The organism is Commensalibacter sp. W6292M3 (assembly GCF_016101315.1).
Lineage (GTDB): Bacteria > Pseudomonadota > Alphaproteobacteria > Acetobacterales > Acetobacteraceae > Commensalibacter > Commensalibacter melissae.
The window spans coordinates 179,095-204,286 of record NZ_JACFQT010000001.1; the positions used below are offsets into that span (position 1 = coordinate 179,095).

General features: G+C 39.7%; 19 protein-coding genes. 12 read left to right on the plus strand and 7 right to left on the minus strand.

Translation table 11 applies throughout. The annotated features are described in order from the left end of the window. Positions 1-167: 167 nt before the first annotated feature. Positions 168-410: a hypothetical protein gene (locus H3T57_RS00820; protein WP_110438434.1), complete on the plus strand. Its 243-nt coding sequence runs from the start codon at positions 168-170 to the stop codon at positions 408-410. A 70-nt stretch (positions 411-480) separates the two neighbouring features. Here the strand turns inward: H3T57_RS00820 and gltA are convergent, their stop codons facing one another. The 3 genes from gltA to H3T57_RS00835 form a co-directional block, all read right to left on the minus strand. Further along, positions 481-1,800, minus strand: coding sequence for a citrate synthase (gltA, locus tag H3T57_RS00825; RefSeq protein WP_230873087.1), 1,320 nt, complete (start codon positions 1,798-1,800; stop codon positions 481-483). A 205-nt stretch (positions 1,801-2,005) separates the two neighbouring features. Beyond that, positions 2,006-2,335: a chorismate mutase gene (locus H3T57_RS00830; protein WP_198192635.1), complete on the minus strand. Its 330-nt coding sequence runs from the start codon at positions 2,333-2,335 to the stop codon at positions 2,006-2,008. Positions 2,336-2,384: 49 nt separating this feature from the next. Next, positions 2,385-3,098 carry a metallophosphoesterase gene (locus tag H3T57_RS00835; RefSeq protein WP_196424162.1) on the minus strand — a complete coding sequence of 238 codons (714 nt, stop codon included), beginning with the start codon at positions 3,096-3,098 and terminating at the stop codon, positions 2,385-2,387. Positions 3,099-3,251: 153 nt separating this feature from the next. Here H3T57_RS00835 and H3T57_RS00840 point away from each other — a divergent pair, with 153 nt between their 5' ends. Continuing rightward, positions 3,252-4,763 carry an acetyl-CoA hydrolase/transferase family protein gene (locus H3T57_RS00840; protein WP_110438431.1) on the plus strand — a complete coding sequence of 504 codons (1,512 nt, stop codon included), beginning with the start codon at positions 3,252-3,254 and terminating at the stop codon, positions 4,761-4,763. A 61-nt stretch (positions 4,764-4,824) separates the two neighbouring features. Here the strand turns inward: H3T57_RS00840 and H3T57_RS00845 are convergent, their stop codons facing one another. After that, a complete protein-coding gene (locus H3T57_RS00845) occupies positions 4,825-5,442 on the minus strand; it encodes a hypothetical protein (protein WP_198192636.1) in 618 nt (205 codons plus the stop codon). A 186-nt stretch (positions 5,443-5,628) separates the two neighbouring features. Here H3T57_RS00845 and ispH point away from each other — a divergent pair, with 186 nt between their 5' ends. The 3 genes from ispH to rnhA are packed head-to-tail and all read left to right on the plus strand — an operon-like array spanning position 5,629 to position 8,053. Further along, positions 5,629-6,612, plus strand: coding sequence for a 4-hydroxy-3-methylbut-2-enyl diphosphate reductase (ispH, locus tag H3T57_RS00850; protein WP_110438429.1), 984 nt, complete (start codon positions 5,629-5,631; stop codon positions 6,610-6,612). Positions 6,613-6,636: 24 nt separating this feature from the next. Continuing rightward, positions 6,637-7,593 carry a homoserine kinase gene (locus H3T57_RS00855; protein WP_198192638.1) on the plus strand — a complete coding sequence of 319 codons (957 nt, stop codon included), beginning with the start codon at positions 6,637-6,639 and terminating at the stop codon, positions 7,591-7,593. Next, positions 7,583-8,053 (plus strand): ribonuclease HI, encoded by a 471-nt coding sequence (gene rnhA / locus H3T57_RS00860; protein WP_110438427.1) that lies wholly within the window; start codon positions 7,583-7,585, stop codon positions 8,051-8,053. The genes H3T57_RS00855 and rnhA overlap by 11 nt, the downstream gene beginning before the upstream one ends. Positions 8,054-8,057: 4 nt before the next feature. Here the strand turns inward: rnhA and H3T57_RS00865 are convergent, their stop codons facing one another. After that, entirely contained in the window at positions 8,058-8,501 is a 444-nt protein-coding gene (locus H3T57_RS00865) for a hypothetical protein (RefSeq protein ID WP_198192640.1), read from the minus strand. 192 nt (positions 8,502-8,693) lie between these two features. Between H3T57_RS00865 and H3T57_RS00870 the strand changes: the two genes are divergently transcribed. Both H3T57_RS00870 and H3T57_RS00875 read left to right on the plus strand, forming a co-directional pair. Further along, complete coding sequence (locus H3T57_RS00870; RefSeq protein WP_198192655.1) at positions 8,694-9,530, plus strand: EcsC family protein; 837 nt, start codon at positions 8,694-8,696, stop codon at positions 9,528-9,530. 201 nt (positions 9,531-9,731) lie between these two features. Beyond that, positions 9,732-10,955, plus strand: coding sequence for a DUF4412 domain-containing protein (locus H3T57_RS00875; RefSeq protein ID WP_198192656.1), 1,224 nt, complete (start codon positions 9,732-9,734; stop codon positions 10,953-10,955). 13 nt (positions 10,956-10,968) lie between these two features. Here H3T57_RS00875 and bcp read toward each other — a convergent pair whose 3' ends face one another. Together bcp and H3T57_RS00885 are read right to left on the minus strand one after the other, a co-directional pair. Beyond that, positions 10,969-11,442, minus strand: coding sequence for a thioredoxin-dependent thiol peroxidase (gene bcp, locus H3T57_RS00880; protein WP_155565798.1), 474 nt, complete (start codon positions 11,440-11,442; stop codon positions 10,969-10,971). A gap of 66 nt (positions 11,443-11,508) precedes the next feature. Next, on the minus strand, positions 11,509-14,514 hold the full coding sequence (locus tag H3T57_RS00885; protein WP_198192657.1) for a bifunctional [glutamine synthetase] adenylyltransferase/[glutamine synthetase]-adenylyl-L-tyrosine phosphorylase: 3,006 nt from the start codon (positions 14,512-14,514) through the stop codon (positions 11,509-11,511). A 54-nt stretch (positions 14,515-14,568) separates the two neighbouring features. Here H3T57_RS00885 and H3T57_RS00890 point away from each other — a divergent pair, with 54 nt between their 5' ends. The 5 genes from H3T57_RS00890 to H3T57_RS00910 all read left to right on the plus strand — a co-directional run bounded on the left by H3T57_RS00890 (position 14,569) and on the right by H3T57_RS00910 (position 25,190). Further along, entirely contained in the window at positions 14,569-17,883 is a 3,315-nt protein-coding gene (locus H3T57_RS00890) for an AsmA-like C-terminal region-containing protein (RefSeq protein WP_198192658.1), read from the plus strand. 37 nt (positions 17,884-17,920) lie between these two features. After that, positions 17,921-19,138, plus strand: coding sequence for a DNA recombination protein RmuC (locus H3T57_RS00895; protein ID WP_155565795.1), 1,218 nt, complete (start codon positions 17,921-17,923; stop codon positions 19,136-19,138). 123 nt (positions 19,139-19,261) lie between these two features. Then, positions 19,262-22,411, plus strand: a complete 3,150-nt coding sequence (locus H3T57_RS00900; RefSeq protein WP_198192659.1) for an efflux RND transporter permease subunit — start codon at positions 19,262-19,264, stop codon at positions 22,409-22,411. A 3-nt stretch (positions 22,412-22,414) separates the two neighbouring features. Continuing rightward, on the plus strand, positions 22,415-23,659 hold the full coding sequence (locus H3T57_RS00905) for an efflux RND transporter periplasmic adaptor subunit (protein WP_198192661.1): 1,245 nt from the start codon (positions 22,415-22,417) through the stop codon (positions 23,657-23,659). Next, entirely contained in the window at positions 23,634-25,190 is a 1,557-nt protein-coding gene (locus H3T57_RS00910) for an efflux transporter outer membrane subunit (protein WP_232349700.1), read from the plus strand. Before H3T57_RS00905 ends, H3T57_RS00910 begins: the two co-directional genes overlap by 26 nt. Positions 25,191-25,192: the final 2 nt, after the last annotated feature.

The window sequence follows — 25,192 nt, forward strand, 5'->3', positions numbered from 1 at the left end:
TAAATAAGGTTTTCTTATATACTTTTTAGAAAAAAAGTGCAGTAATTAAATTTTTTTATAAAAAAATTGATAAAAACTAAATTAATAATATATTTCTATCAATAGATACTGATTTTGGGATATACTACCAAAGTCAAAGTAAATCGTTGGTATTAAGTAGAAAAAGTATGGCTATTCAATTAGACCACATTCATCGTCGGTGTGAAAAATCGGTTATTACTGCCTATCAAGAGTTAAAAGCTGTTGGTGTAGGGGAAATGCAAATTTTTCAGAGCTGCGTTCTTTTATATCAAATTTATCATCCGGAATCTTCAGTAAATGAGGCTCGTCTTCTCGTGTCTGAATGGATTGACTATCATATTTATGATAAAAAACAGAATGGCAAAACCACTGGATGCGATTGCAATTAGAAGAAAAAACAAGTAAGGAAATTGTTATTTGAATTTCCTTACCTGAAAAGTTTTTTTATCTAAAATTAGTTTATTTATTTAAATCTCTACGCTGATGGCCTGTATATAGCTGACGAGGACGATAAATTCTTCGTAATGGGTCATTAAAGGCCTCTTTCCATTGACTTACCCATCCCACGGTGCGTGCAACAGCAAAAAACGCGGTAAACATTGATTTAGGTATTCCCATTGCCTTGAAAATGATTCCAGAGTAGAAATCTACATTTGGATAAAGTTTACGTTGAACGAAATAATCGTCATTCAGTGCATATTTTTCTAGTTCAATAGCGAGTTCCAGTAATGGATCGTGTTTAATACCCAATTCCTCAAGGACTTCATAACAGGTCTGTTGCATGATTTTTGCCCGTGGATCGAAATTTTTGTAAACGCGATGTCCAAATCCCATTAACCTGACATTACTGTTTTTATCCTTCACCTTTGCAATAAAATCAGGGATATTTTCTTTTGAGCCTATTTTTCCGAGCATTTGTAAAACCGCTTCATTTGCACCACCATGTGCGGGCCCCCAAAGAGCGGCAATACCTGCGGCAACACAGGCAAACGGATGTGATCCTGTTGATCCTGTCAATCGTACTGTGGATGTTGAGGCATTTTGTTCATGATCAGCATGTAAAATCAAAATACGGTCCAATGCATTGCTGAGGATTGGATTGACCTTATAGGGTCTATCCGCACGGGCAAACAGCATGTTAATAAAATTTTCTGAATATGAATAATCCGCTCTTGGATAGACAAAAGGTTCCCCTCGGGAATATTTGTAGGCCCATGCCGCAAGAGTGGGCATTTTTGCAATCAGACGAACAGCGGAAAGATCACGACTTTCTTCGTTAGATATGTCAATGCCTTCTGGATAGAAAGCTGATAATCCACCAACTGTTCCACATAACATGGCCATTGGATGTGCATCGCGACGATAGCCGTTAAAGAAATTTCGAATTTGCTCATGAAGAAGAGAATGATTAAGTAACCGTTCTTTAAAATCCTCGTGCTCTTTTTTGGATGGAAGTTCTCCGTACAAAAGAAGATATGCCACCTCTGCGAAACTTGATTTTGCAGCAAGCTGTTCGATTGGATACCCGCGATATAAAAGGATACCTTTTTCACCATCAATGAATGTGATCTTGCTTTCACAAGCGGCAGTACTGCCCAATCCAGGATCAAAGGTAAATAAGCCCAATTCTTTGGTCAAACTGCGAATATCAACGACACTATTTCCACTTGCCCCTGATAGAACTGGTAATGTAGCTGTTTTCCCCTGAAAAGTAATGGTAACGGTTCCGTCATCTTGAGGAGGTGAGAAAGACATAGCTTCCGTGTCTGACTGTTTCATACTATATTCAACCTTATTGTGATTTAACAATGTCTTTAAATTTAATGCATAAAAATGCTCAATCTTCACCATACCAGAATACACAGAGAAGTTTTTTCACGTCTCTGAGAGCTTGGCATTTAAATAAATTATATTTAAAATTGTTTTGCTGAGTCTTAATATAAAGAATTGCATGCACAACCAAAAATAAAAAATAAGAGATGATTTAATTTTTCTTATCAATTTTTTGTTTGGCAATTGCTTTATGATGTTGAATAACTTCCGTAATGATGAAATGAAGAAATTTTTCGGCGAAATTGGGATCCAGATGGGCGGACTTGGCCATTTCTCTCAATCGTGCAATTTGTTCAGATTCTCTTTGAGGATCAGAGGGGGGTAACTGATAGGTTGCTTTCAATTCACCCACTTTTTGGGTCAAACAAAATCGTTCAGCCAGAATATGGATTAACGCATTATCGATATTATCAATACTTTGGCGCAACTTTAATAATTCTTGTTTGGCTTTTTCTGGGGAGAGTGATGGTTGTTTAATCATACAATCTACCTTCTTACATAAATTTTGGATAATGATTTTGTTGTTTGAATTAAATTGGAATATCGATCCACGATAAATGACCGCCTTTACCCGCTCCAGTATCCATAAAAACGGCTGTCCCTCCGGCATACCCCTTGCGGATCCAGGGACGTCCGTCCGTGGATCTGCAATCATGTCCGCAATATAGGGTATAACCTGATGGAATATGATTAACCCAGTTTAGTCTGCGGACCGGATAACCATTTGCAAGGGTTTTATTGGTTGTTTCCCCATACAATGTGCGGGATAACAAGGCATTTATCGGTGTCAATGGATTGGCTGGCGGGGGTTCAACCAGCATCCTGGTATGAAATCCGCCATGAACAAAAATAAAATTCTTAAAAATTAACCAGGCAGGAGCTTTTTCCAAAGCTTGCAAGATTTTATCGGTTAGTTTTTTATCAGGATGTTGGTTGATTTGATCAAGGGTTCTGGTCAGGATATTATCTTTTCTTACCCTGAATCCCTTGAGAAACAATCCCAGTTTTCGGTCATGATTGCCAATCAAGAAAATCCCTCTTTTTTCATCCTGAACCTGTAACATTAACGCCATTACAGCACCACTATCCGGTCCGTAATCGACCAAGTCCCCCAGTTGAATGATGAAGTGATCTGTTTCAACAGCATGTCGAAAACCGTTAATATCACCATGGACATCCCCGATAATTCTGAAATTTTTGAAACGAGTGGATAATGTGGCAAACATTGCTATAGTATAAACCATAAAGTTTTTTATTTTGCATCTATATATTGCAAAAATGTTTTTTTTATTGAATATCTCACTTTTTTTTGTTGGGAGAATTGAACTTTATGATCTTAATTAAAAGAAAAAAAAATATATAGTTTTATTTAAATTAAGATTTTTAAAGGATTAGTCATGTCTCAAAATAATCGTATTCAACATCAGGGATTAAAACGAAAAGTCTGCTCGGCTGAAGAGGCCGCGCAATTTATTCATGCGGGTGATTTGATAGGTACAAGTGGATTTACGGGGTCAGGATATCCGAAGGCAGTTCCTCAGGCTTTGGCTAATAGAATTAAGGAAGCTCATGCGTTAGGTAAGGAATTTAAAGTCAAACTGATAACTGGAGCGTCAACAGGGCCAGAACTTGACGGTGCATTGGCGGAGGTTAACGGAGTTTCTTACCGTTCCGCGTTTAATACTGATCCAATTATGCGTAAACGGATCAATAGTGGGGATACTGATTATCTTGATATGCATTTGGGACAGGTTGCCCCCTTATATCGTACAGGTGTTTTGGGTGAAATGGATGTCGCCATTATCGAGGTCGTACGTATTTGCGAAGATGGTCGGTTGGTTGCCTCTTCGGCTCTGGCCAACAATCAGCTTTGGTTGAATAGTGCAAAAAAAATTATCCTTGAAGTCAATCAATGGCAAAGTGCAGGTCTGGAGGGTATGCATGATGCATGGGAGGTTTCAACCTCTTTTCCACATCAAATTATTCCATTGTCCTCCCCTTGTGATCGTATAGGTCAACCATATATGACTGTTGATCTGAATAAAGTGGTGGCTGTTGTGGAAACGAACGCTCCAGATCGAAATGCCCCTTTTAGTCCCAGTGATGAAAACGCAAAATTGATTGCTGGACATTTAATGGAATTTTTCAGGTATGAAGTGAAAAGAGGTAAAGTGCCGCCTCAACTTTTTCCGTTACAATCCGGGGTTGGCAATGTTGCCAATGCGGTTATGGAGGCTTTGGGCGAAGGGGATTTTGACAATCTGACCGCATTTACGGAGGTGATTCAGGACGGTATGTTGAATATGCTTGAAACTGGGAAAATGAAGGTTGCTTCGGCGACATCCTTTTCTCTAAGTCCTGAAAAAGCGGAGTATTTTAACGATAACACTGATTTTTTCCGTGACAAAATCATTTTAAGGCCTTCTGAAATCAGTAATCATGTTGGTGTTATTCGCCGGTTAGGATGCATTTCCATGAACGGCGCCATCGAAGCGGATATTTTCGGCAATGTCAATTCCACCCATATTATGGGTTCAAGAATGATGAATGGAATTGGTGGTTCTGGGGATTATGCAAGAAACGCCTATGTATCGATTTTCATGACTCCATCCTTGGCCAAAGGAGGAAAGATTTCCTCAATTGTTCCGATGGTGTCTCATGTGGATCATATTTATCAGGATGTTCAGGTTATTGTAACCGAGCAGGGATTGGCAGATTTACGGGGACTGTCACCGCGTCAAAGGGCAAAACTTGTTATTGAAAATTGTACGCATCCCACTTTTAGACCTCTATTGAGGGAATATTATCAAATGGCCCTAAAAAATAATATGGCTCATACTCCTATTTTGCTTAAGGAAGCCCTGTCATGGCATGAACGGTACATCGATACAGGTACAATGATCCCCTGATTTTTCATGCAATTGTTAATTTGCTTAAATTAGATTTTTTAAGCAAATTATAATGGATAGTTTAATAGGAATTATATTGAACAGATCCAAAATGGTGACGATTATATTCAAGCTGGTTTGGAGATAGTTGAAAGCCAACAGTAAGTTCATATCCATCAGGGGTACGGGCAGTTGTGGCGGGAACTTTGAACATCAATTTTTTGGATTCAAGCTTCACTTGATCAATATTATTGGGGAAACTAGCTTCCGCAATCATTTCCTGTTTATCAACGACTTTTCCATTATGAATGGTTGCAATGAAATATGGGATTTTGAAAGAATGAGTCTGGGCTGCTGGTCCTCGCTGAATCTGAAGGGTCACACTCATTTGTGTATCAATGTAGTCTTGATAGCTTAAATTTCTCTTTCTTCGTTCTTTATTTTTTTCGTTCTTTGGATCATCAGTACAATTGCCTGATATTTCTATGATGCTGGCTTTAGTTATAAGATGAGGGAGACTATCCTGATTATTTTCAAAAACAAAATAATCTGATGCTGCAGGAAGAATACTAACTTTGGGACAGGCAGGAGGAAAATCATATGTTACTTTTTCTGCACATCCCCACAGAAAAAATGTGAAGGGTAAAAAGGCGAGGGGTGTTTTTATCGTCTTTTTTGTCAAAACACTTGAAAGGATCATCGCTTTCCTGCCATTTATAGAGAAGAGGTTGTTAATAAATAATAAAATATATACCATAAAACAAATTGTTTTAATGTGAAATATATTCTTTATAATTAATTTTAAGTTCTGATGTTTAATAACAGCTTGTTTACCTGATAAAATCCAAATATAAAGTTTATAGATTTTTAATAACTTGGAAAAATTATGTCTGACCAACATTTAAAGAATTCAGAAAATCAAACTCGTGCGTTAAAAGTATTATTGGCTGGCCCTCGTGGGTTTTGTGCCGGGGTTGATCGAGCTATTCGTGTTGTAGAAGAAGCTTTGCGACGGTACGGGGCACCGGTATACGTTCGTCACGAAATCGTTCATAATCGGACAGTTGTTGAAAATTTAGAAAAAAAGGGGGCTATTTTTGTGGAGGAACTGGATGAGGTTCCAGCAGATGCACATGTGGTTTTTTCAGCGCATGGTGTTCCCAAAACTGTGCCCCTAGAAGCCCAAAGACGTAACCTGTTATATCTTGATGCTACATGTCCCTTGGTTTCCAAGGTCCACAGAGAGGCGGAACGGCATTTTGCCAATGGCGGTGAAGAAAGCCGTCATATCTTGATGATTGGTCATGCAGGTCATCCCGAAGTTGTTGGAACGATGGGGCAATTGCCACCAGGTGCGGTAACCCTTATTAAGGATGCAGAGGAAGCCCGTACTGTACAACCTGAAAATCCAGACCGTTTGGCATTTATAACACAAACTACGCTTTCTGTGGATGATACCGCAGAAATTGTTGCCATTTTAAGGCAACGATTTCCCAAGATCGAGGGGCCAAAGCGTGAGGATATATGTTATGCAACTACAAATAGACAGGAAGCCGTAAAAAGAATTGCGGCAGAGTGTGATTTGATGTTCGTGATCGGTTCCCCAAACTCTTCTAATTCACAACGGTTGCGTGAGGTTGCTGAACGATCGGGAGCGCCACGGGCAATTTTGATACCGAAACTGGAAAACATGGATTGGAAAGATCTGGAAGGCGTGAATGTATTGGGGATCACGGCAGGAGCCTCTGCACCTGAATCCCTTGTGCAAGAGATACTTGAAGCCTTGTCCAAACATTTTACGCTCGATATCGAAGAACGGATTGTCAAAGAGGAACATGTTACATTCAGTCTGCCAGCTCCCCTAGGATAAAATAGAGAAACATAGAGTTAATACATGGCTGTTTATACAAATGTTTCTGAACAACAAGTATCATCTTGTCTTCAAAATTATCCTATCGGTCAACTTGTTCGGTTAAAGGGTATTGCCCAGGGGGTCGAGAATAGCAATTTTCTTCTTGATACCACCCAGGGGAAATATATTCTTACCCTTTATGAAAAACGTATAAAAAGAGAAGAACTTCCATGGTATATGGATTTGATGCAGTTTTTTGCGCAACATCATATCCGTTGCCCCTTACCTGTCAGAACAAAAGAGAAGGAATGCCTGATTGAGCTGAATGAACGTCCGGCAGCAATTTTTACTTTTTTGGATGGAAAAGAAGTTTCGGAAATTTTGCCGGAACACTGTTTTGCCTTGGGCGTCTCGATGGCTCGGATGCATCAGGTTGGTCTGGAATTCAAGCAGAATAAAAAAAATCATGTGGGGCCGGACAGCTGGAATGCGTTACTTGAAAAATCGGTTAATCACGGGCATGATGATTTAATAAGGGAAATCGATCCTGTCCTAAGAAAAATCATTCAATCCTGGCCTACCCGACAAGAGGGTTTGCCAGTGGGTCAGATACATGCAGATTTATTTCCTGATAATGTTTTTTTTCAAGATAATCGTCTAAGTGGATTTATAGATTTTTATTTTGCCTGTACTGATTTTCTGGCTTATGATCTGGCAATTGCTTTAAATGCATGGTGTTTTAAAGAAACGGGTGAGTATCTTGTCAAACGGGCAAGGGCTTTGGTTGCAGGTTATCAGTCTGTTCGTATTCTGACTGAAAAAGAAAGGTTGTTGTTACCCATTTTTAAAATGGGGGCGGCATTGCGCTTTTTACTGACGCGCCTACATGATCTGGTTTATACCCCTTCAACAGCTTTGGTTACTCCTAAAGATCCGCAACCTTATTTATACAGGCTAAGATATCATCAACTTAACAAAGTTGAAACATATGAATTTTGATCGAAGCAATTTTCAAAAAGGTTTTGTTGAAATCTGGACAGATGGAGGGTGCAGTCCCAATCCAGGTCCTGGCGGATGGGGAGTGTTATTACGCTTCAAGGGAATTGAACGTGAGTTAAGTGGTGGGGAAATGGAAACGACGAATAATCGTATGGAACTGACTGCCGCTGCTGTGGCTTTGGAGACATTGACCCGTTCTTGTCATGTGGATTTGTATACGGATAGTCAATATGTCCGCCGTGGAATTACTGAATGGTTTGAAGGCTGGAAAAAAAATGGCTGGAAAACAGCGGGGAAAAAACCGGTTGCGAATACTGATTTATGGCAGCGATTGGAAAGTGCCGCTGCCAGGCATCAAATTCAATGGCATTGGGTAAAAGGACATAATGGATGTCCTGAAAATGAACGGGTTGATCAGTTGGCCACGTCAGCCAGAAAAAAAATAACAGAAACAGGTTAACTAGCTAGCGCACTTTGTTTTGTTGTAAAATTGCATTGCGATTGCCTCCTGGTTGCCCGGCAAATGTATCATAGGATGCACTTGCATTATAGGGGGGTTGTACAGGTGCGTTAAAATACGCCCGAATTCCTGTCCCGGGAATATTGACTGAAGGACCATTATAGGGTCTGACAGGCGATTGGCTTGGTGTGGACCCTGGCAATCCCTCACCTTTTTGAGAAGTTATGGAATCCGACTGTGTGGTTGTCATTGAATTATCATAGCTGACAGGTTTATATTCTGACATGCCAGGTCTTGAAGGAGGTGGAGGTAATGGATTTGGAGCCTGGTTTTTCGTATTATTTGAAACTGCACCAGAAATTTGAGCCTGAACAACCATAGGAATGATGCCTGTCAATAAACAAATGGTTAAAATCAGACCGGTTCGAAAATGAGAAACAGATTTCATTTTGTTATATGCCATTATTTTTAAATTCTTACTTAATATATAAAAATAATCTATTTTTAAAAGTAATCAATTGGCAACTTTTTCTTTTCTAAAAAAGATGACTTTTTTGTCATATTATTTCCCTTAAAAGGGATTATGGTTAATGATATCAAATTATAACCAATTTATCATCATTGGAATAGGTATTGACAAATGAATACAGAAAATAATCAGACGATTGTTCCTTATTCTTTAAATGACCAAGAGGTTCAGGATCTTACAGTTGCGCTGGAACAGCTGGAAGCAGGACGCGGCGTGTTATTGCGATTGGCTGATATTATGGGAGGAGCTGTTGGACAAGCCATAAAATTAGGTGAAAGAGGACTGAGTCTTTCACCAAGGATACAGAAAAAAATAGAGAAATTCACCAATGTTTCCATTCAGCGCGCTTTTGAAATTGCCATTTTAGGATTGAAAAGAAAAACAGAGAAAACGGATTCAGATTTATCAAAAGCTGTCTGGCGTGATCGAATGATGAATGCCATGGTTGTTACGTCAGGTGCAGTTGGAGGGTTCACTGGATTGGGTGGTATGTTGCCTGATATCAGTCTGACTACCCTTGCTCTTATGCGTGAAATTGCTCATGTTGCGCAAGAGGAAGGGGAGAATCTGCAAAATGAAGATACTAAACGCGCCTGTCTAGAAGTATTTGCATTACGGTCTTTTGCTAATTTGGGTATAGATAAAGATAATCAGCTGGGTTTTTTTTCAGCCAGATTAATGTTGCGTGGTCGTCCGATGATTTTGCTCATGGCTGACGTTTCTTACCAATATGGATTGAGCCTTTCCCAAAAACTGAGTATGCAGATGATGCCTGTTGTTAGCGCATTATGTGGTGCCTCATTAAATATGGCCTTTTTAAATCATTATCGTTCTTTGGCAAGACTACATTTTGTTATACGTCGATTGGAACGTGAACATGGAATGTTAGCTCGGGAAACAATTGAGTATATTTGTAAAAATCATATAAATTCCGATAATTTTTTTTAATGACATGATCAGATCATGTTCATGTTATCATGATTTAATCATTACAATAGAATTGGACGTGCAAAGTTTATTCAAGATTAAGGCATTATAGATTTTTAGTTAACGAGATATCAATTAAGTTTAGTTTAAGGGGGGATTGAAACGGAATTGATTCCGTCTATAATTCGGTATTTGTAAAGTCAATATATTAAGGATAAAGTGATGTTGTATAATTTTAGGGCGCTATGCTCTTCTTTTTATAAAAAAAAGGGTTATACGGGATCAATTCTTATTGGTACCACTTTTTTTGCCGCCCTATCGGCTTATGCCCAAGAAAAGCATCCTTTATTTATGCCGAAACGAGATGTAACGGTTGTTTATGCCGTGCAGCCGGAAAATTCATCATTGGCCCAAAAACGCAAGATATATTTTTCTGGAAATGGAACTCTATTTCGAATTGATGGTCCCAACAATATTGGGTTCACCCTTATTGATTCAGCTAAGCAAACGGCAACGGTTGTTTCCAATAAGTCGCGAGTTTATACGGTGATACCAAGTAAATCGGGCAAGGGTGGTCTTTTTTTGGATGAAAGTCTACATTTCAGAAAAAAGGGAACAGATCGTATATTGGGTATTTTGTGTCATCATTGGTCAGTTCAAGGAACAAAAGGACATTCGGATGTTTGTGTAACTGATGAAGGCATATTATTACGGCAGGAAGGAATGGATATTGATGGTATTGATGGTAAAACAGAAGCCCTTTCAGTGCAATTTGATGCTTTGTCTCCCTCCATATTTCAAGTTCCGGTAGGATATCAGCAGGTTAGACTTCCCCAGCAAAAGGGGGAAAGTCCAACCTTGGTTTCACCCAATGCCAACGCTCAGCCTCTTTCACCTATCCAGGCTAAAAAATCGGAAAATGGGAATAAGGTGGATGCCAGCCAAAATCCTTTTATTACTCCTCAAAGGGATGTTGATGTGGTTTATGCAATCGCTGGTCCCATGCCTGGTTTACCTCCATTTCATCAGAGAATGCGCTGGTCCGTGGAACAATGGAAACAAAGAATTGATTCCCAGGGGATTGATACATACATGATAACTGATTATCGCACGCAGCGATTAACCGTTTTAAACCCCCAGTTAAAGAAAAAAACCGAACTTGTCGCGCCGGGTGCATCTATTCAGGGCGCGGGAAAAAGGGCAGGGGGAGATTATGTCAAGGTTGGTGAGGCCACGGTTGCTGGACAATTTTGTAATGAATGGGAGGTGGCAGATACAGAGGGCAATATTAATGATGTATGTTATACAAATGATGGAGTTATGTTACGCGTTGTACGTAATAATATTCCATTAGTTGTGGCCTTAAAAGTTGTTTACGCACATCAAGATGCCAGTTTGTATCGAATACCTACGGATCTGAAGATGTTGGCACCGGCACATCCGTAAGGTTCACAGAAGATTATCGATCAGGTGCATCGAGAGTTTTCAAAATTTCGTTTACATGGTTGGTAACTTTGACTTTATGCCAGATTTTAAGGATTCTACCCTTTTCATCTATTAAAAAGGTCGATCGTTCAATACCCATGTATTTTCGGCCATACATTGATTTTTCTACCCAAACGCCATAGGCTTCTGTCATTTCACCTTTTTCGTCGGATGCCAATGGAAAGGTGAGGTTGTGTTTTTGGGCAAAATCCTTCAGTTTTTTAACTGGATCACGGGATACACCAATAACAGGGATATCGAGCTTTTTGAAAGCGGTCAGGTTTTCTTCAAAGGCACAGGCCTCTTTCGTGCATCCAGATGTATTGGCTTTTGGATAAAAATAAAGAACAAATTTTTTTCCTTTTAATGCCGTCAGTGAAATTGAACTTTCAAGTTGGGTGGGGAGATCAAAATTGGGTGCCTGGGAACCTTCGTTTAGTTGGGTCATGTAACTTACTTTTCTAGATGGATATAATGAAAATTGAATATTTTTTCCAAGTTAATAATATAGTTATTAGGTGACAGGACCAAGAAGTTTTATAAAGAGACCACGAACCTGTTCACTGGTTTGATGTATTTTCTCCATAATCAGAGAAAAGGAATCTTTGGTGTGAAAAATCTTTCCCAGAAGTTTTTCGGTCATGATTTCAATAATGATTGGAGTTGCATCCATTTCCAAAAGTTCGGGAGGATATTTACCGAAGAATAATCTTAAAAGACTTTGCAAATTTCGCCAGAAATAATCAGCTTGAATCAAATATCTTGCCTCTTCAATAGAAAGATAGCCATTTTGAGCCAATTTTCTGAATGCTATTCTTGTGCAAGGATGTCTTGCTTTATTATTATGCGAGATTAATTGCAGAGTTTGAGCAATAAATTCCACTTCTATAAGTCCACCTTTAAGATATTTGACATCCCATTGTGTGGTGGGGGGCATATCATTTTCCAGCCTTTTGCGCATGTGAATGGCGTCTTGTAAAATGATTTTATTGGTCACGCCAGAAGGGGAAGAATCCAAAGCCTTGCCAATGGCATTATTGATCCGGTCCTGCAAGATTTTAGTTCCACCTATAACCCTGGCCCGCGTTAAAGCCATCCGTTCCCATGTCCAGGCTTCTTTTTCATGATATCGCTGGAATGAGTTCAGGGATACGGCAACGGGCCCTTTGCTGCCAGATGGACGTAAACGCATGTCAATTTCATATAATGGACCTGTATAGCTTGTATTGGTCAAGGCAGTGATAAAACTTTGTGTTAATCGTATATAATAAGGATTGATGGCTAACGAACGGAATGCTTTATTGACCAATCCTGTTTCTGCGACACTGGCAGTAATTCCAGATGGATGGTCATAGACCAGCATCATATCAAGATCGGAACCCACCGTCATTTCCCATGATCCGGCTTTCCCCAAGATAATGATGCATATGCCTCCATCCGGAATAATCCCATATTTTTGTTCATGATCTTTGATTACTCTTGCCAGAAGTTCGTTTAAAATGATATCTGCCATTCGTGTACGCTGGATTTGACTTTTATTTAGAGAAAGGCGGTTTTCCATATAGGAAACGGACAGCCTGAATTCCTCGCTTTGAATAATGTTATGAAGAATGGGCAGAATTTCTTCCAGAGACTGGGTGCTGTTTAGATGCTCATGGATCGTTTTTTGCAGTAGATTTGTTTTTGTTTTTAATATATCGACATGAATTAACGCATCAAGTGCTGCAGGATTATTGGTAATATAATCAGCCATGAATTGTGAGGAACCCAATATTGACGCCAATTTTTCGATTAAAATGGGATTACGTTCGAAAAGGGACAAAAGCTGTATCCCCGCATGATGTCGTGCCAGCAAACTGTCAAAACGCTGTAGGATCAAAAGAGGGTTTTTCTGTTCTGCAAAAGCCTGTAAAATATTAGGTAAAATATTTTTTAGAATCATTCTGGCCCGTGCGGTTCTTAAAGTACGGGGGCCGCTATTGCTCCATGATTGTAAAATAGATGCGGCTTCATCGGGGAAACCTTTTTCATTCAGATAATTGATTAATTCATTTTTAGGTAAATCAAGAATGAAATTTTCTTCATTATCCGGAGACGTAAAAAATCCCTCGAATATATGTCGGACCTTTTGCATAAGCGGGAATAAATCTTCAACAAATTTGTCTGTTGATTCATATCCCATGAAAATGCAAAATGCATCAAATGCCTGTTGTGTATTGGGAAGGGAATGGGTCTGATAATCGGATTGCATTTGCAGGCGGTGTTCTATTTTACGAAGGAAATAGTAGGTTTTAATTAGGATCGTTGCGGATTCATCGGAAATTAATTCTTTTCTGGTCAATTGCTGTATGGCTTTGATTGTTTGTGGTGTACGCAGTTTTGGAAAACGTCCTCCCCAGATCAATTGCAAGGTTTGGGGTAAAAATTCGATTTCACGAATACCACCATAACCTAACTTCACATTTTGACCGATTAACCAGTGCAGGGCATCTTGTCCAAATTTTTTTTCAGAGAGTATTGGCGGGTTGGGTTTGCCTGAATTTTTATGACAATCAATCCTGTTTTTCATGGCATAAATGTCCTCGACAACAGCAAAATCCAGATGCCTGCGCCATATAAAGGGTTGAATAGCCTCCAGGAAAGAATATCCTCCTGCAAGATCTCCCGCGACAGGTCGTGACTTACTCATGGCACTTCGTTCCCAGGTTTGTCCCAAGCTTTCATAATATGAAATGGCGGCGGGTAACGAAACGGCGAGTGGGGAAGAAGAGGGATCAGGCCGTAATCTCAGATCAACACGAAAAACATATCCATTTTCATCTCGATCCTCCATGAGGGATACGAGTTGTCGTGTGATCCGGATAAAAAGTGTGGCAAGATCGGGATGATTCGGATATTTGTCTGGATCATAAAGAATAATAAGATCAATGTCAGAAGAGTAATTAAGTTCCCTACCACCAAGTTTGCCCATTCCTAAAACAATAAATCCTGAGTTTTCCTGAGGATTTTCTGGGTGGGAAAGTGTAATTTTTTTATTTTGATGTGCTTGTAATAAAAGATAATTGATTGCAAAATGAAGGGTGATTTCTGCAAGATAACTGAGCGTGTGGGTTATTTTTTTTAAAGTCCATACATTTCCAATATCTGCAATTGCACAGGCAATGGCAATTTTTTGTTTGGTAATCCGTAATATTTTGGCGATACTGGATCTGGATTCTTGTATTGATGAATTTTGTAGGCAAGTAAAGGCTTTATTGCAGGCCTTATCAGGTCCATTTAATATAAGGTATTCAAAGAAATGAATGTTTTTTATAATCAAATCAGCAAGAAAGGGGCTGTTCCCACCAATGGCATGGATAAGGCGGACAATACCGGGTTGCTGAATTAATACTGGATCCTTGTTATTTTTAACCCATGCTTCTTTAACTGCATTTGAAAGAAGGTCTGCTGAACGTTGATCTGCCGCTTTTGGCCAATTCTGATCAAACCAAGGGATAGAAGACAGGTTTTTGTGAGACATGATACATGATTTCTGTTATTTGGTTTTTTTCAGTTTACAAATATTAAGATGAAAATGCCCATAAAGAAAGAGCAAGAATTTCATAAAGATTCAAAAATAAAACACAGACGAAACTGGTTGCGTAAATTTTTACTGGCAGGCTGTTCGGTAATTGTATTGCTGGTCGTGATGGTGTCAGCTTTTATATTATTCATATTAAGCGCACCTGCCAACCTTACCTTTATCGCCCGATATTGGCTTCCTTTAACGGTTATAGAAGGTATGGAGAAGGATAAACCTGCTGGAAGACTGACGTTTGACAAGTTGGTTATGAAATGGCCTGTTCTAAAGAAAGGCTTTAATACACCAGTCACTTTCGAACTGGAAGGATTAAAGTTACTGGATGTCTATAATCAGGTAAGGGATCATTTGGACTTTGCAAAATTAACGCTGGATACATCATCATTACGACATAAAAAAATTGTTCCTTTGTATATCAAGTTGTCAGGTGCACAATTACATTTAAGAAGATATAAAGACAATCATGTTAATCTGGATTTGTCAGGATTGGGTTTGTCGAGACAATCCAGGCTGGATATCGACTTTCATCGTTTGTATCATGTCAAAATTGAGAAAACCGTTTTATCTTTTAAAGATGACATTGATCATAATTTGATTCAATCAAGACAGATTGATGTTGATGTGCATCCTTTTTATGCTGACAAAACATTGACCATTATTGGAAAAGTCTATTTCAATTTTGATATTAATGGTCATAAGGTTCAAATTAAAGGTCAAAGCTCTGTTCAGTCCATAACTTCATCAGATATTGTTAATTTGCAAAAAACGGGAAAGCTCCAATGGCATATGGAGATCGATCAGGTCAATCCCGCCAATATTGCAGAAATGATACCGGAATTGCGTTATTTGCAATCTGTTAATATGCCTATTTCAGCTGAGGCGAATATAGGTTTTTCTATCCAGAATAAAGCTTTCATGCAACCTTATATGGCAGATATTAAAATAAATTCTGCTCAGGGGAATGTAAGGATTGGAAATATGGAATATTTCCCATCTTTTTTCAATGCTCGTATAAGCGCTTTTTTTGGTGAAGATGCCAAATATCCTGCAAAGATTGATTTTTCCGACATTTGTCTGCAATTGAGATCACCGTCGGATTTGGAAAATGCAAAAAGCGGGCCTTTTTTTCATTTCAAGGGTTGGTTGAAATTATCCTCACTGTTAAATCCAAAAGTGGTTGATGCAGATTTTTCCGCAGATAGTCCGTTGCTAGACTTTTCAACATTAAAAGAATATTGGCCTCGTCATATAGCCAAAGGGGCCAATGAATGGGTTACAGGCAATATTACAAGAGGGCAAGCGCGAGATTTTTCAATTCATGCAAGACTTACGGGGCATGAGGGCTGGCATCATTTGAGACTGGTTAACTTGGAGGGTGGAATTGGTCAGGCAACGGGTTTGGAGGTTCACTGGTTAAGGCCCATCCCACCTTTACAGAAAATGAATGCACAAATGATATTTGTAGATCCTGATCGGATATTGATTAAATATCGAGGAGGTTATCAAATTGTCAGGTCAGGAAATGGAACCACCTCGAAATTACGCAAGTTGAATATACCTTCTGGTAATATGTGGATTACAGGATTAAGCAATCATCGGGATTTGGGTATTATAACGCTTTTGATAAAAGGTAAGTTGCAAGATTTATTAACTTTATTATCTGAACAACGATTACATTTGCTATCTCGTCATCCTGTCCCTTTTAAAAATCCTTCCGGGGATTTGTCTACGCATTTACATTTGGAAATCCCCCTCAAGAAAAAGGTGAAAATCGAACAGATTGATATTCAGGGACATAATGAGATTAAAAATGTCTATCTAAAAGATATAGCGTTAGGACAGGATTTGAGACAGGGGAATTTAGTGGTGGACGTGAATGCCCGTCAACTTGATTTACATGGGTATGGTCTTTTATCTTATTTTCCTGCACGTATTGAGTATAGACAAAATTTTACGCATCAACATCTTGGGTCGCTTGTTGAAAAAGCAAAAGTTGGCTTGACCATTACGTCAGAGACCTTGAAACAAACAGGTTTTGATATGGCTAAGGATATAGGGGGCCAAGCCTATCTAGATTTAAACTATTCAAAATTTTACGACAAAAAAGCGATAATCAATTTAAATTTGGACCTATCAAGAACTGAATTGAAACTCCCGATTTGGCACAAGCTAATTGCAAAACCCGCGAAGGCTTCGGGAACGATAATATTGAATGACAACAAACTGGTCGGTATTCAAGACTTGCATGCTCAGGGAAGTGACTTGTTGGTGCATGCCAATATGAATATCGAAAATAGAATTCCAACCCAATTAAATATTCAATATTTTAAAACTGGACGGTCAGAAGGAAAAGCGACCATTAATTTTCCAATGACGGATGAAGCGTTTCATAACCCTTTAAAAGGTGATGTACGTATTTCTGTCAAGGCAGATACATTGGATCTTTCCCCATTTATTCAGGATTATCTCGGATCATCCAGGAAAAAACATGCCGTTTCCAAGAAATCACAGAATTATAATATTCCTGTTGCAGCTACAGGAAAGTACAAAGGACTTAAGGGAAGACGTTGGATCTTTAACCTTCAGGCCAAGAAAATCTTTTATGATAAGAATAAGAATCTGGGCGAAGTGACAGCCTATATTGAATATAATGGATTACGGTTGATGCGTCTTTCTTATGGAATGCGCCAACCAACTTTGGTAACTGCGTCATTATTTCCCAAGGACTCAAATCGACAATTTTATCTGGATGCTCAGAATCTTGGCAATTTATTGGATATTGTTGGAATATCAAATAGAATTTCAGGAGGGCATTGTGTTCTGAGTGGTAATTTTGATGACAATGATCCTGAGGCCCCGTTTACCGGCAAGATACAAATCGAGCCTTTTGTTGTTGATCATGTTCCCACCGCCTTAAAACGGATCAGTAATCTTTCTGTTTATGGTTGGTTCAAAAGGCAAAAGGCGGATGCGTTGAATATTGATGCTCTCAAAGGAAATATCTTTTTGAATAAGGGGATTCTGAAAATAAAAAATGGTCGTGTTTTCAATGATGAACTTGGAGCGACTTTGAAGGGCGATATCAATCTTGATAAAGCGGTTTTGGATTTGCAGGGAACAATAGTGCCGATTTATGCGGTGAATAAACTATTCAGTCATGTCCCGGGGGTGGGAAAATTATTTGTTCCAGAAAAAGGGGGGGGGTTTATTGCCGTTCCCTTTGTCATTAACGGAAAATTCAAAGACCCCCATATGGAGGCATATCCTTCAATGTTGCTAACTCCGGGCTTTTTACGAAATCTATTTTAATAATTGTATAGACAATTGAAGTTGAGACGATAGATCAATGATAAGTAATTATACGGAATATTTTTTTATTTTCATTATTGTATTGATTGGCTTTGGTTTGGCTGCTGTTTTTATATTGAAACAATCAATGAAAAAAAATGATCGGCAGGAGGATATTTTAAAAAGAATAACATTTTTAATCGAGAAGGAATCTTCCGCACGAATACAGGATCAAGACCGTCAGCAGCAACATCTTGATAAAATCGAGAAGGAATTGTTCGACCGTTTACAGAATGGTCAAAACCAACTGGCTGAGCGATTGCATGTCATGAACGAAAGCTTGATGAAGGAACAATCCACGTTACGGTTGGATCAGGCAAGGGCGATGCAGCTTTTAACAGAGCAAAGTTCACAGAATTTAACAGAGTTGCGCCAATCTGTAACGGAAAGACTGAACAAGGCTGTTGAAACTCAAATGCAGTCATCTTTTCAGCGTGTGGTTGAACAGTTTTCCGAGATTCAAAAATTGATGGGTGAGGTTAACTCTGTAACAGCGCAGATGAGCGATTTAAAGCGATTGTTTACAAATGTTAAGACGCGTGGCGGCTGGGGTGAGGCGCAGCTACAATCAATATTAGATGATATTTTACCAACTGGAACTTATGAACGGAATGTGCGTTTAAAGGATAACAGCATGGAAATTGTCGAATTCGCCGTTCATATGCCTGCACAAGGTTCCCATAAACCTTTAATGGCCATTGATTCCAAATTCCCAACGGAAGCTTATGAACGATTAATACAAGCTATTGAAGAAGGAAATAGTGGCGCGGAACAGGCTGCCCGTAAAGCTCTGGAAAGTTGTGTCAAGCAGGAGGCGAAAAAGATCGCTTCAAAATATATTGTACCGCCAAAAACGGTTGAATTCGCTGTTTTATATGTTCCAACTGATGGACTTTATACGGAAATCGCTCGAATTCCCGGTCTTATCGACGAAATCGGCAGAGTTTATCATATTTTAATTATGTCCCCCGCCTTAATGCCGCCTTTATTACGGACTATTCATCTCGGTTATGTTTCATTGGCATTGAGTGAGAAGACGGAATTTGTTTCAAGTTTATTGGGCAAGACCAGACAAGAAATGATAAAAATTGACATGATTTTTGAAAAATTGACCCGTTATATAGAAAATACGGCTACTTCCGTCACTGATGCCCGTCGTAAAACCCAAAAACTTATTCAATCGCTGGAAAAAATTGGGGAAAAGGAAACTGAATAACCAGAATGGATAAGATTATTTTAACGAGAGATGGGTATGTTTTAAAATAGTTTAACAGCATTTTATCAAGGAACGAGCAAATCATATGGTTAATTAAAGAAAGACGGATGGGATCTTAATAAGGTGAATGCAATTGTAATTACGGCATTAAAGCGTCCATATACATTTGTTGTTCTGGCTATTTTAATTCTTGTTTTTGGGGTGTTGGCTATATTCCGGACACCAACGGATATATTTCCTGATATTAAAATTCCAGTGGTAGCTGTTGTCTGGAATTATACAGGTTTGATGCCAGAGGATATGTCGGGGCGGATTGTTTACTATTATGAACGGGCCTTGACATCCACGGTTGATAATATTGAGCATATTGAAAGCAATTCTTACTATGGGCGTGGAATTGTGAAGATTTTTTTTCAACCCGGTACTGATATTGCAGAGGCCCAGACACAAATTACCTCGGTTTCCCAAACCGTTTTAAAACAGATGCCCAAAGGTACGACGCCCCCCCTGGTCATTAAATACAGTGCTTCATCCATCCCTGTCATGATGTTAAAGGTCTCATCCAAAACTATTACCGGGTCCCAGCTTTATGATATGGCATCTAATCTAATACGACCGGCCTTGATTTCTGTTGCGGGGGCGGCATTACCTTCACCTTATGGAGGTGTTTCCAATTATGTTCAAGTTGATTTGAATCAGGCTCGCTTACTGGCTTACGGGTTAACGGCAACGGATGTAGGTAATGCCCTTGGCAAGCAAAATATTGTCTTGCCAGCTGGTGACCAGAAAGTCGGTTCCATTGATTTTATGGTTCAAACCAATGCCAGTCCCAGAGCTGTTGACGAATTTAACAATATTCCAATTAAAAAAGTCGGCAATGCAACGGTTTTTTTAAGGGACGTTGCCTGGGTACATCGAGGTGGCCCGCCGCAAACCAATCTTGTCTTGGTGAAGGGGCACAAGGCAATTTTGATGGTCGTTATGAAAACAGGGGATATTTCCACCCTTCAGGTAGTGGCTGGTATCAAAAGGTTACTGCCACAAGTGCAAAAGACACTGCCACCAGGGGTTGATGTTAGCATTCTATCAGATGCCTCAGTTTTTGTTAAGGATTCTGTTCATGATGTTCTAAGGGAAATGGTCACGGCTGCATTTCTGACCAGTATTGTGGTAATTCTATTTCTGGGTTCATGGCGATCAACCCTGATTATAGCAACCTCCATCCCCTTGGCGATTTTATCCGCCCTGATTGGTCTAGAGGCAATGCATCAGACAATCAATGTCATGACATTGGGAGGTCTGGCTCTGGCTGTCGGGATTTTGGTGGATGATGCCACCGTCATGATTGAGAATATTGACACGCATCTTGAAATGGGTAAACCCTTGTATGATGCAATTGTGGATGCGGCCAATCAAATTGTGATTCCAACTTTTGTTTCAACGCTCTGTATTTGTGTCGTCTGGTTTCCGTTGTTCCAACTGACCGGGGTGGGAGGATGGTTATTCATGCCTATGGCTGAAGCGATCATTTTTGCAATGATAGCATCCTTTATTTTATCCAGAACTTTTGTTCCCACCATGGCTTATTATCTGTTGCGTGGACAAGTGGAAAATCATGGCGTCAATAAAAAAAAAGAAACTTTTTTCGCACGATTCCAGCATGATTTTGATCAGGGATTTGAGAAATTCAGAAGATACTATCGGATTTTTTTGCATAAAATTCTTTTTGTTAAGAAAAAATTTATCCTAATTTTTTTAAGTTTTTCTTTTTTGTCTGTAGGTTTATTATTTTTTGTCGGACAGGATTTCTTTCCAGAAATTAAATCTGGTGAACTAGATTTACACATGCGTGCTCCTCTGGGTTCAAGAATTGAGGAAACAGGTAAAATTTCTTATCTAGTCAATTCAGAAATCAGTGATTTGTTACCTGGGCAAGTTTATGAAATTGTCAATAATTGTGGTTTGCCCTTTAGCAGTATCAACCAGGCTTATGTTGCAACTCCGACAATAGGGTCACAAGATTGTGACATGACAATCTCATTAAGGAATTCTGAATCTCCTGTTGCGGCATATCGCCAGATTCTCAGACATGGATTAAGAAAAAAATTTCCAGGAACAGACTTTGCCTTCACGCCGGGTGATATCACCGCCAAAATTTTAAATTTTGGTTTACCTGCCCCGATCAATGTGCAGATCGTGGGTCGAAACTTGGCAGGTAACTATGAGTATGCAAAACATATTGCCGCAAAATTAAAGCGTATTCCTGGTATTGCGGATGTAAGGGTTCAACAAACGGTTTCTACACCAACCCTGATGATTAATACCCGTCGTGATTTTGCTCTTAGTACAGGATTAACTGAGGCGGATATTGCAAATAATGCTCTTGCAACCTTATCGGGAAGCGGACAGGTCGCACCCACTTATTGGCTGGATATCAAGACAGGGGTGTCTCATTTGGTGAATATTCAAACCCCACAATCTGATTTACAGAATATGAATGATCTGGAAACCATTCCTGTCAATGGTTCCGAAAGAGGGGAAAAGAAAATCAAGTCGCAGATTTTGGGATCCTTGAGCCGTATTGATCATACAGGATCAGGTGGTGAAATATCCCATTACAATATCATGCCCGTATTTGAGATTTATGCCAGTAATGAAGGACGAGATCTGGGGGCTGTCAGCAGGGATATCAAAAAAGTTATCAAAAGGGAAAAGGCGACAATACCCCGTGGCTCTACAATAGCCATTCGGGGGCAGGCTACAACAATGTATAATGCTTATATGCAATTACTGGGGGGATTGGCATTATCTATATTGTTTGTCTATCTGATTATCGTTGTCAATTTTCAATCCTGGCTAGATCCATTTATTATCATCACTGCATTGCCGGGTGCCCTGGCAGGGATTTCTTGGAGTTTGTTTATCAGTCATAATGCATTGTCTGTTCCCGCGTTGACAGGGGCAATTATGTGTATGGGAACGGCCACTGCTAATTCCATTCTTGTTGTTTCTTTCGCTCGGGAACGGCTTGCTGAGCATGGAGATGCGGTAAAAGCCGCAGTTGAGGCCGGATATGGTCGTATCAGGCCTGTTTTAATGACGGCTTCGGCAATGATAATTGGCATGATACCGATGTCATTCAGTAACACACAAAATGCCCCTTTAGGCAAAGCCGTTATGGGGGGGCTAACTCTGGCTACATTTGCAACCTTGTTGTTTGTTCCATGTGTGTTTGCATTGGTTTATAACCGTCATGGCCGGATAAAGGAATAGTGGATGTCCAACTTTTCAAAAAAAACCAAGGCTATTTTTTTAATGATTGGAATTTGCGCTTGTATTTACGCAATTTTTGGAATTGTTGAGCGACAGCACGATGTTGTCAAACTGACAGAACAGGCCAGGAAAGATTCATTTCCCATTGTTCAATGTATCCAGCCACAAAAAGGTCCAGCGATAAGAAGTCTTACTTTGCCTGGAGATGTATCGGCATGGTATCAGGCGCCAATCTATGCACAGGTATCAGGATATGTCCAACATTGGTACAAGGATTATGGTGCGACTGTAAAAGCGGGTGAATTACTGGCAACAATTGACACTCCTGGTCTGGACGCGCAGTATGAGGCAGCAAAAGCAAATTTGAAAGTTGCCCAGACACGCTATCAATTGGCGGCAGTTACGGCAAAACGTTGGCGGGCCTTGTCAGGAACCAGAGCGGTATCCCAGCAGGAAGTTGATGTTCAGGTCGCCAATGCTAAAGTTCAAAAGGCTGAAGTGGATGCAGCGGGCCATGAAGTGGCCCGGTATGAGGCTTTACAGGCATTCAAAAAAATCAAGTCTCCCTTTAGTGGCGTTGTTACATCGCGATTAACGGATGTAGGGGATTTTGTGAATAATAATGGAGATTTAAGCCGTCAAGGTAAGGCAACCGAGTTGTTTACGGTTTCTGATATTCATAAACTCCGTATTTTTGTAGATGTGCCGCAGGATTATGCATCAATCCTGAAAAAAGGGTTAAAGGCTGAATTGACAACAATTCAATATCCAGGAAAAACCTTTCAGGCGGATTTTTTGACATCTGCAAGGGCGTTTAATATGGCCAGCCGTACAGTGACAACTGAATTGACCGTTGAAAACGCCTCTCATATATTATGGCCCGGAACTTTTGTACAGGTTCATTTTATAACCCCAGCAGATCCAGATATTTTGATCATTCCAGAACAGGCTTTGATTTTTCGTAGTGAGGGTATGCAAGTTGCCGTTGTCGGGAATGATCATCGGGTTCGGATGCAGAAGGTAAAATTAGGAAATAATCTTGGTAAATCAATTCAGGTATTGGCAGGGATAAAAAAAACGGATTGGATTGTGAATAATCCATCAGCTGGGTTATTAAATGGGCAACAGGTTAAAATTGTAGATAGCACACCAGGATATAACGATAATTTTCAAAATAGCGAATCTGTAACAAAAAAATATGATAATGATTCGTTCAAGAAAAATGCGGCTGAATCCAATGTGGAATAAGAAGGCAGATAAAGCCAATATACCATATGGTTATTTGTTAATGGCATGTCTTGTTTTTCTGAATGGATGTGATTTAGCCCCGCATTACAAACCTGTTCATTATGTTCTGCCTGAAAATTGGCATGGAACAGCCCCTTTTCATATTGCTCAACCTGAGGATCAGATTCCTAAAGGTGCATGGTGGGAGATATTCCATGATCCTGTGTTAAATCAACTGGAAAGCGATCTGGAAAAAAATAATCCTGATTTGCAAGCGGCAGCAGAAACCTATATGCAAAGTCGCGCTGTTCTTGGAGAGGTTAGATCGAATTTGTACCCACAATTAAATCTTGAAGCTGGTGGTGGAAGATATAAACAATCCCATCACCGGTTATTCCGAAGTAAAACCAGTCATGCTCCAATTGAAGAAACAAATATTCAATATCAGGCTTCTGTTTTATGGGAAGCAGACTTATGGGGTAAAATTAGAAATGAAATAAGGATGCAAAGAAACCTGGTTCAAGCGAAAGCTGCTGATTATGAATCTGCAAAACTATCTCTGGAAGGGGATCTGGCAGGCAGTTATATGCTTTTACGTGGGTATGATGCTCAGAATGAGATTTTAAGCCAATCCATACAATATTATGAAGCTGCGGTTGATATCACGCGTATGCGTCAGGCAGGTGCCATTTCGGCTGGGATAGACGTTTCACGTGCCGAAAATCAATTGGCAATTACAAAGGCACAACAAACAGAGATACAAGCCAGACGGGATTTGACCGAACATGCGATCGCTGTTTTGGTTAATCAATTCCCCGCAGATTTTCATATAAAATCGGTAAAAACAAATCTAAATGATTATATACCGAATATACCGGTGGAATTTCCATCATCTCTATTACAACGTCGACCTGATATAGCCAGTGCTGAGCGACAGATGGCCGCTGCCAATCGCCATATAGGCATATCAAAAGCTGCATTTTATCCTGATATCACGATTAACGCGGCAAGTGGTTTTCAGGACAAGGGATTTGGCTTGGCAAATATGGCCAACAGCATGTGGTCTGCGGCAATTCAGGGGGCTTTACCCTTGTTTCAGGGGGGATTACGTCGGGCAAGTTTACAAAAGGGCTGGTCAGTCTACCGACAAACACGGGATCAATATCGCTCCACTGTTTTGGATGCGTTTCGTGAGGTTGAGGATAATCTTACCTTAACGCAAAAGATGCGGCTGGAATTAGAACAAAATAAGGAGGCCTCTGAAGCGGCCTTACGGACACAGGGAATGGCAATGTCATTATATACAGGAGGATTAACCACTTATCTAGACGTTGTTACAGCCCAGAATGCCGCATTAGCCGCCCAATTGGCTGAAGTCCGAAGTCAAATTAGCTTAATGCAGGCTTCAGTTAATTTGGTGGTGGCATTAGGTGGGGGATGGGGTAGACAGAATTTGCCTATTAAAAATTTAGAATCTTTTAAAGTTTTGCAGTATAATCATCTAGGATTTGATAAAAACCTACCTACAAAAAATAAAAAGATTCAATATTAATT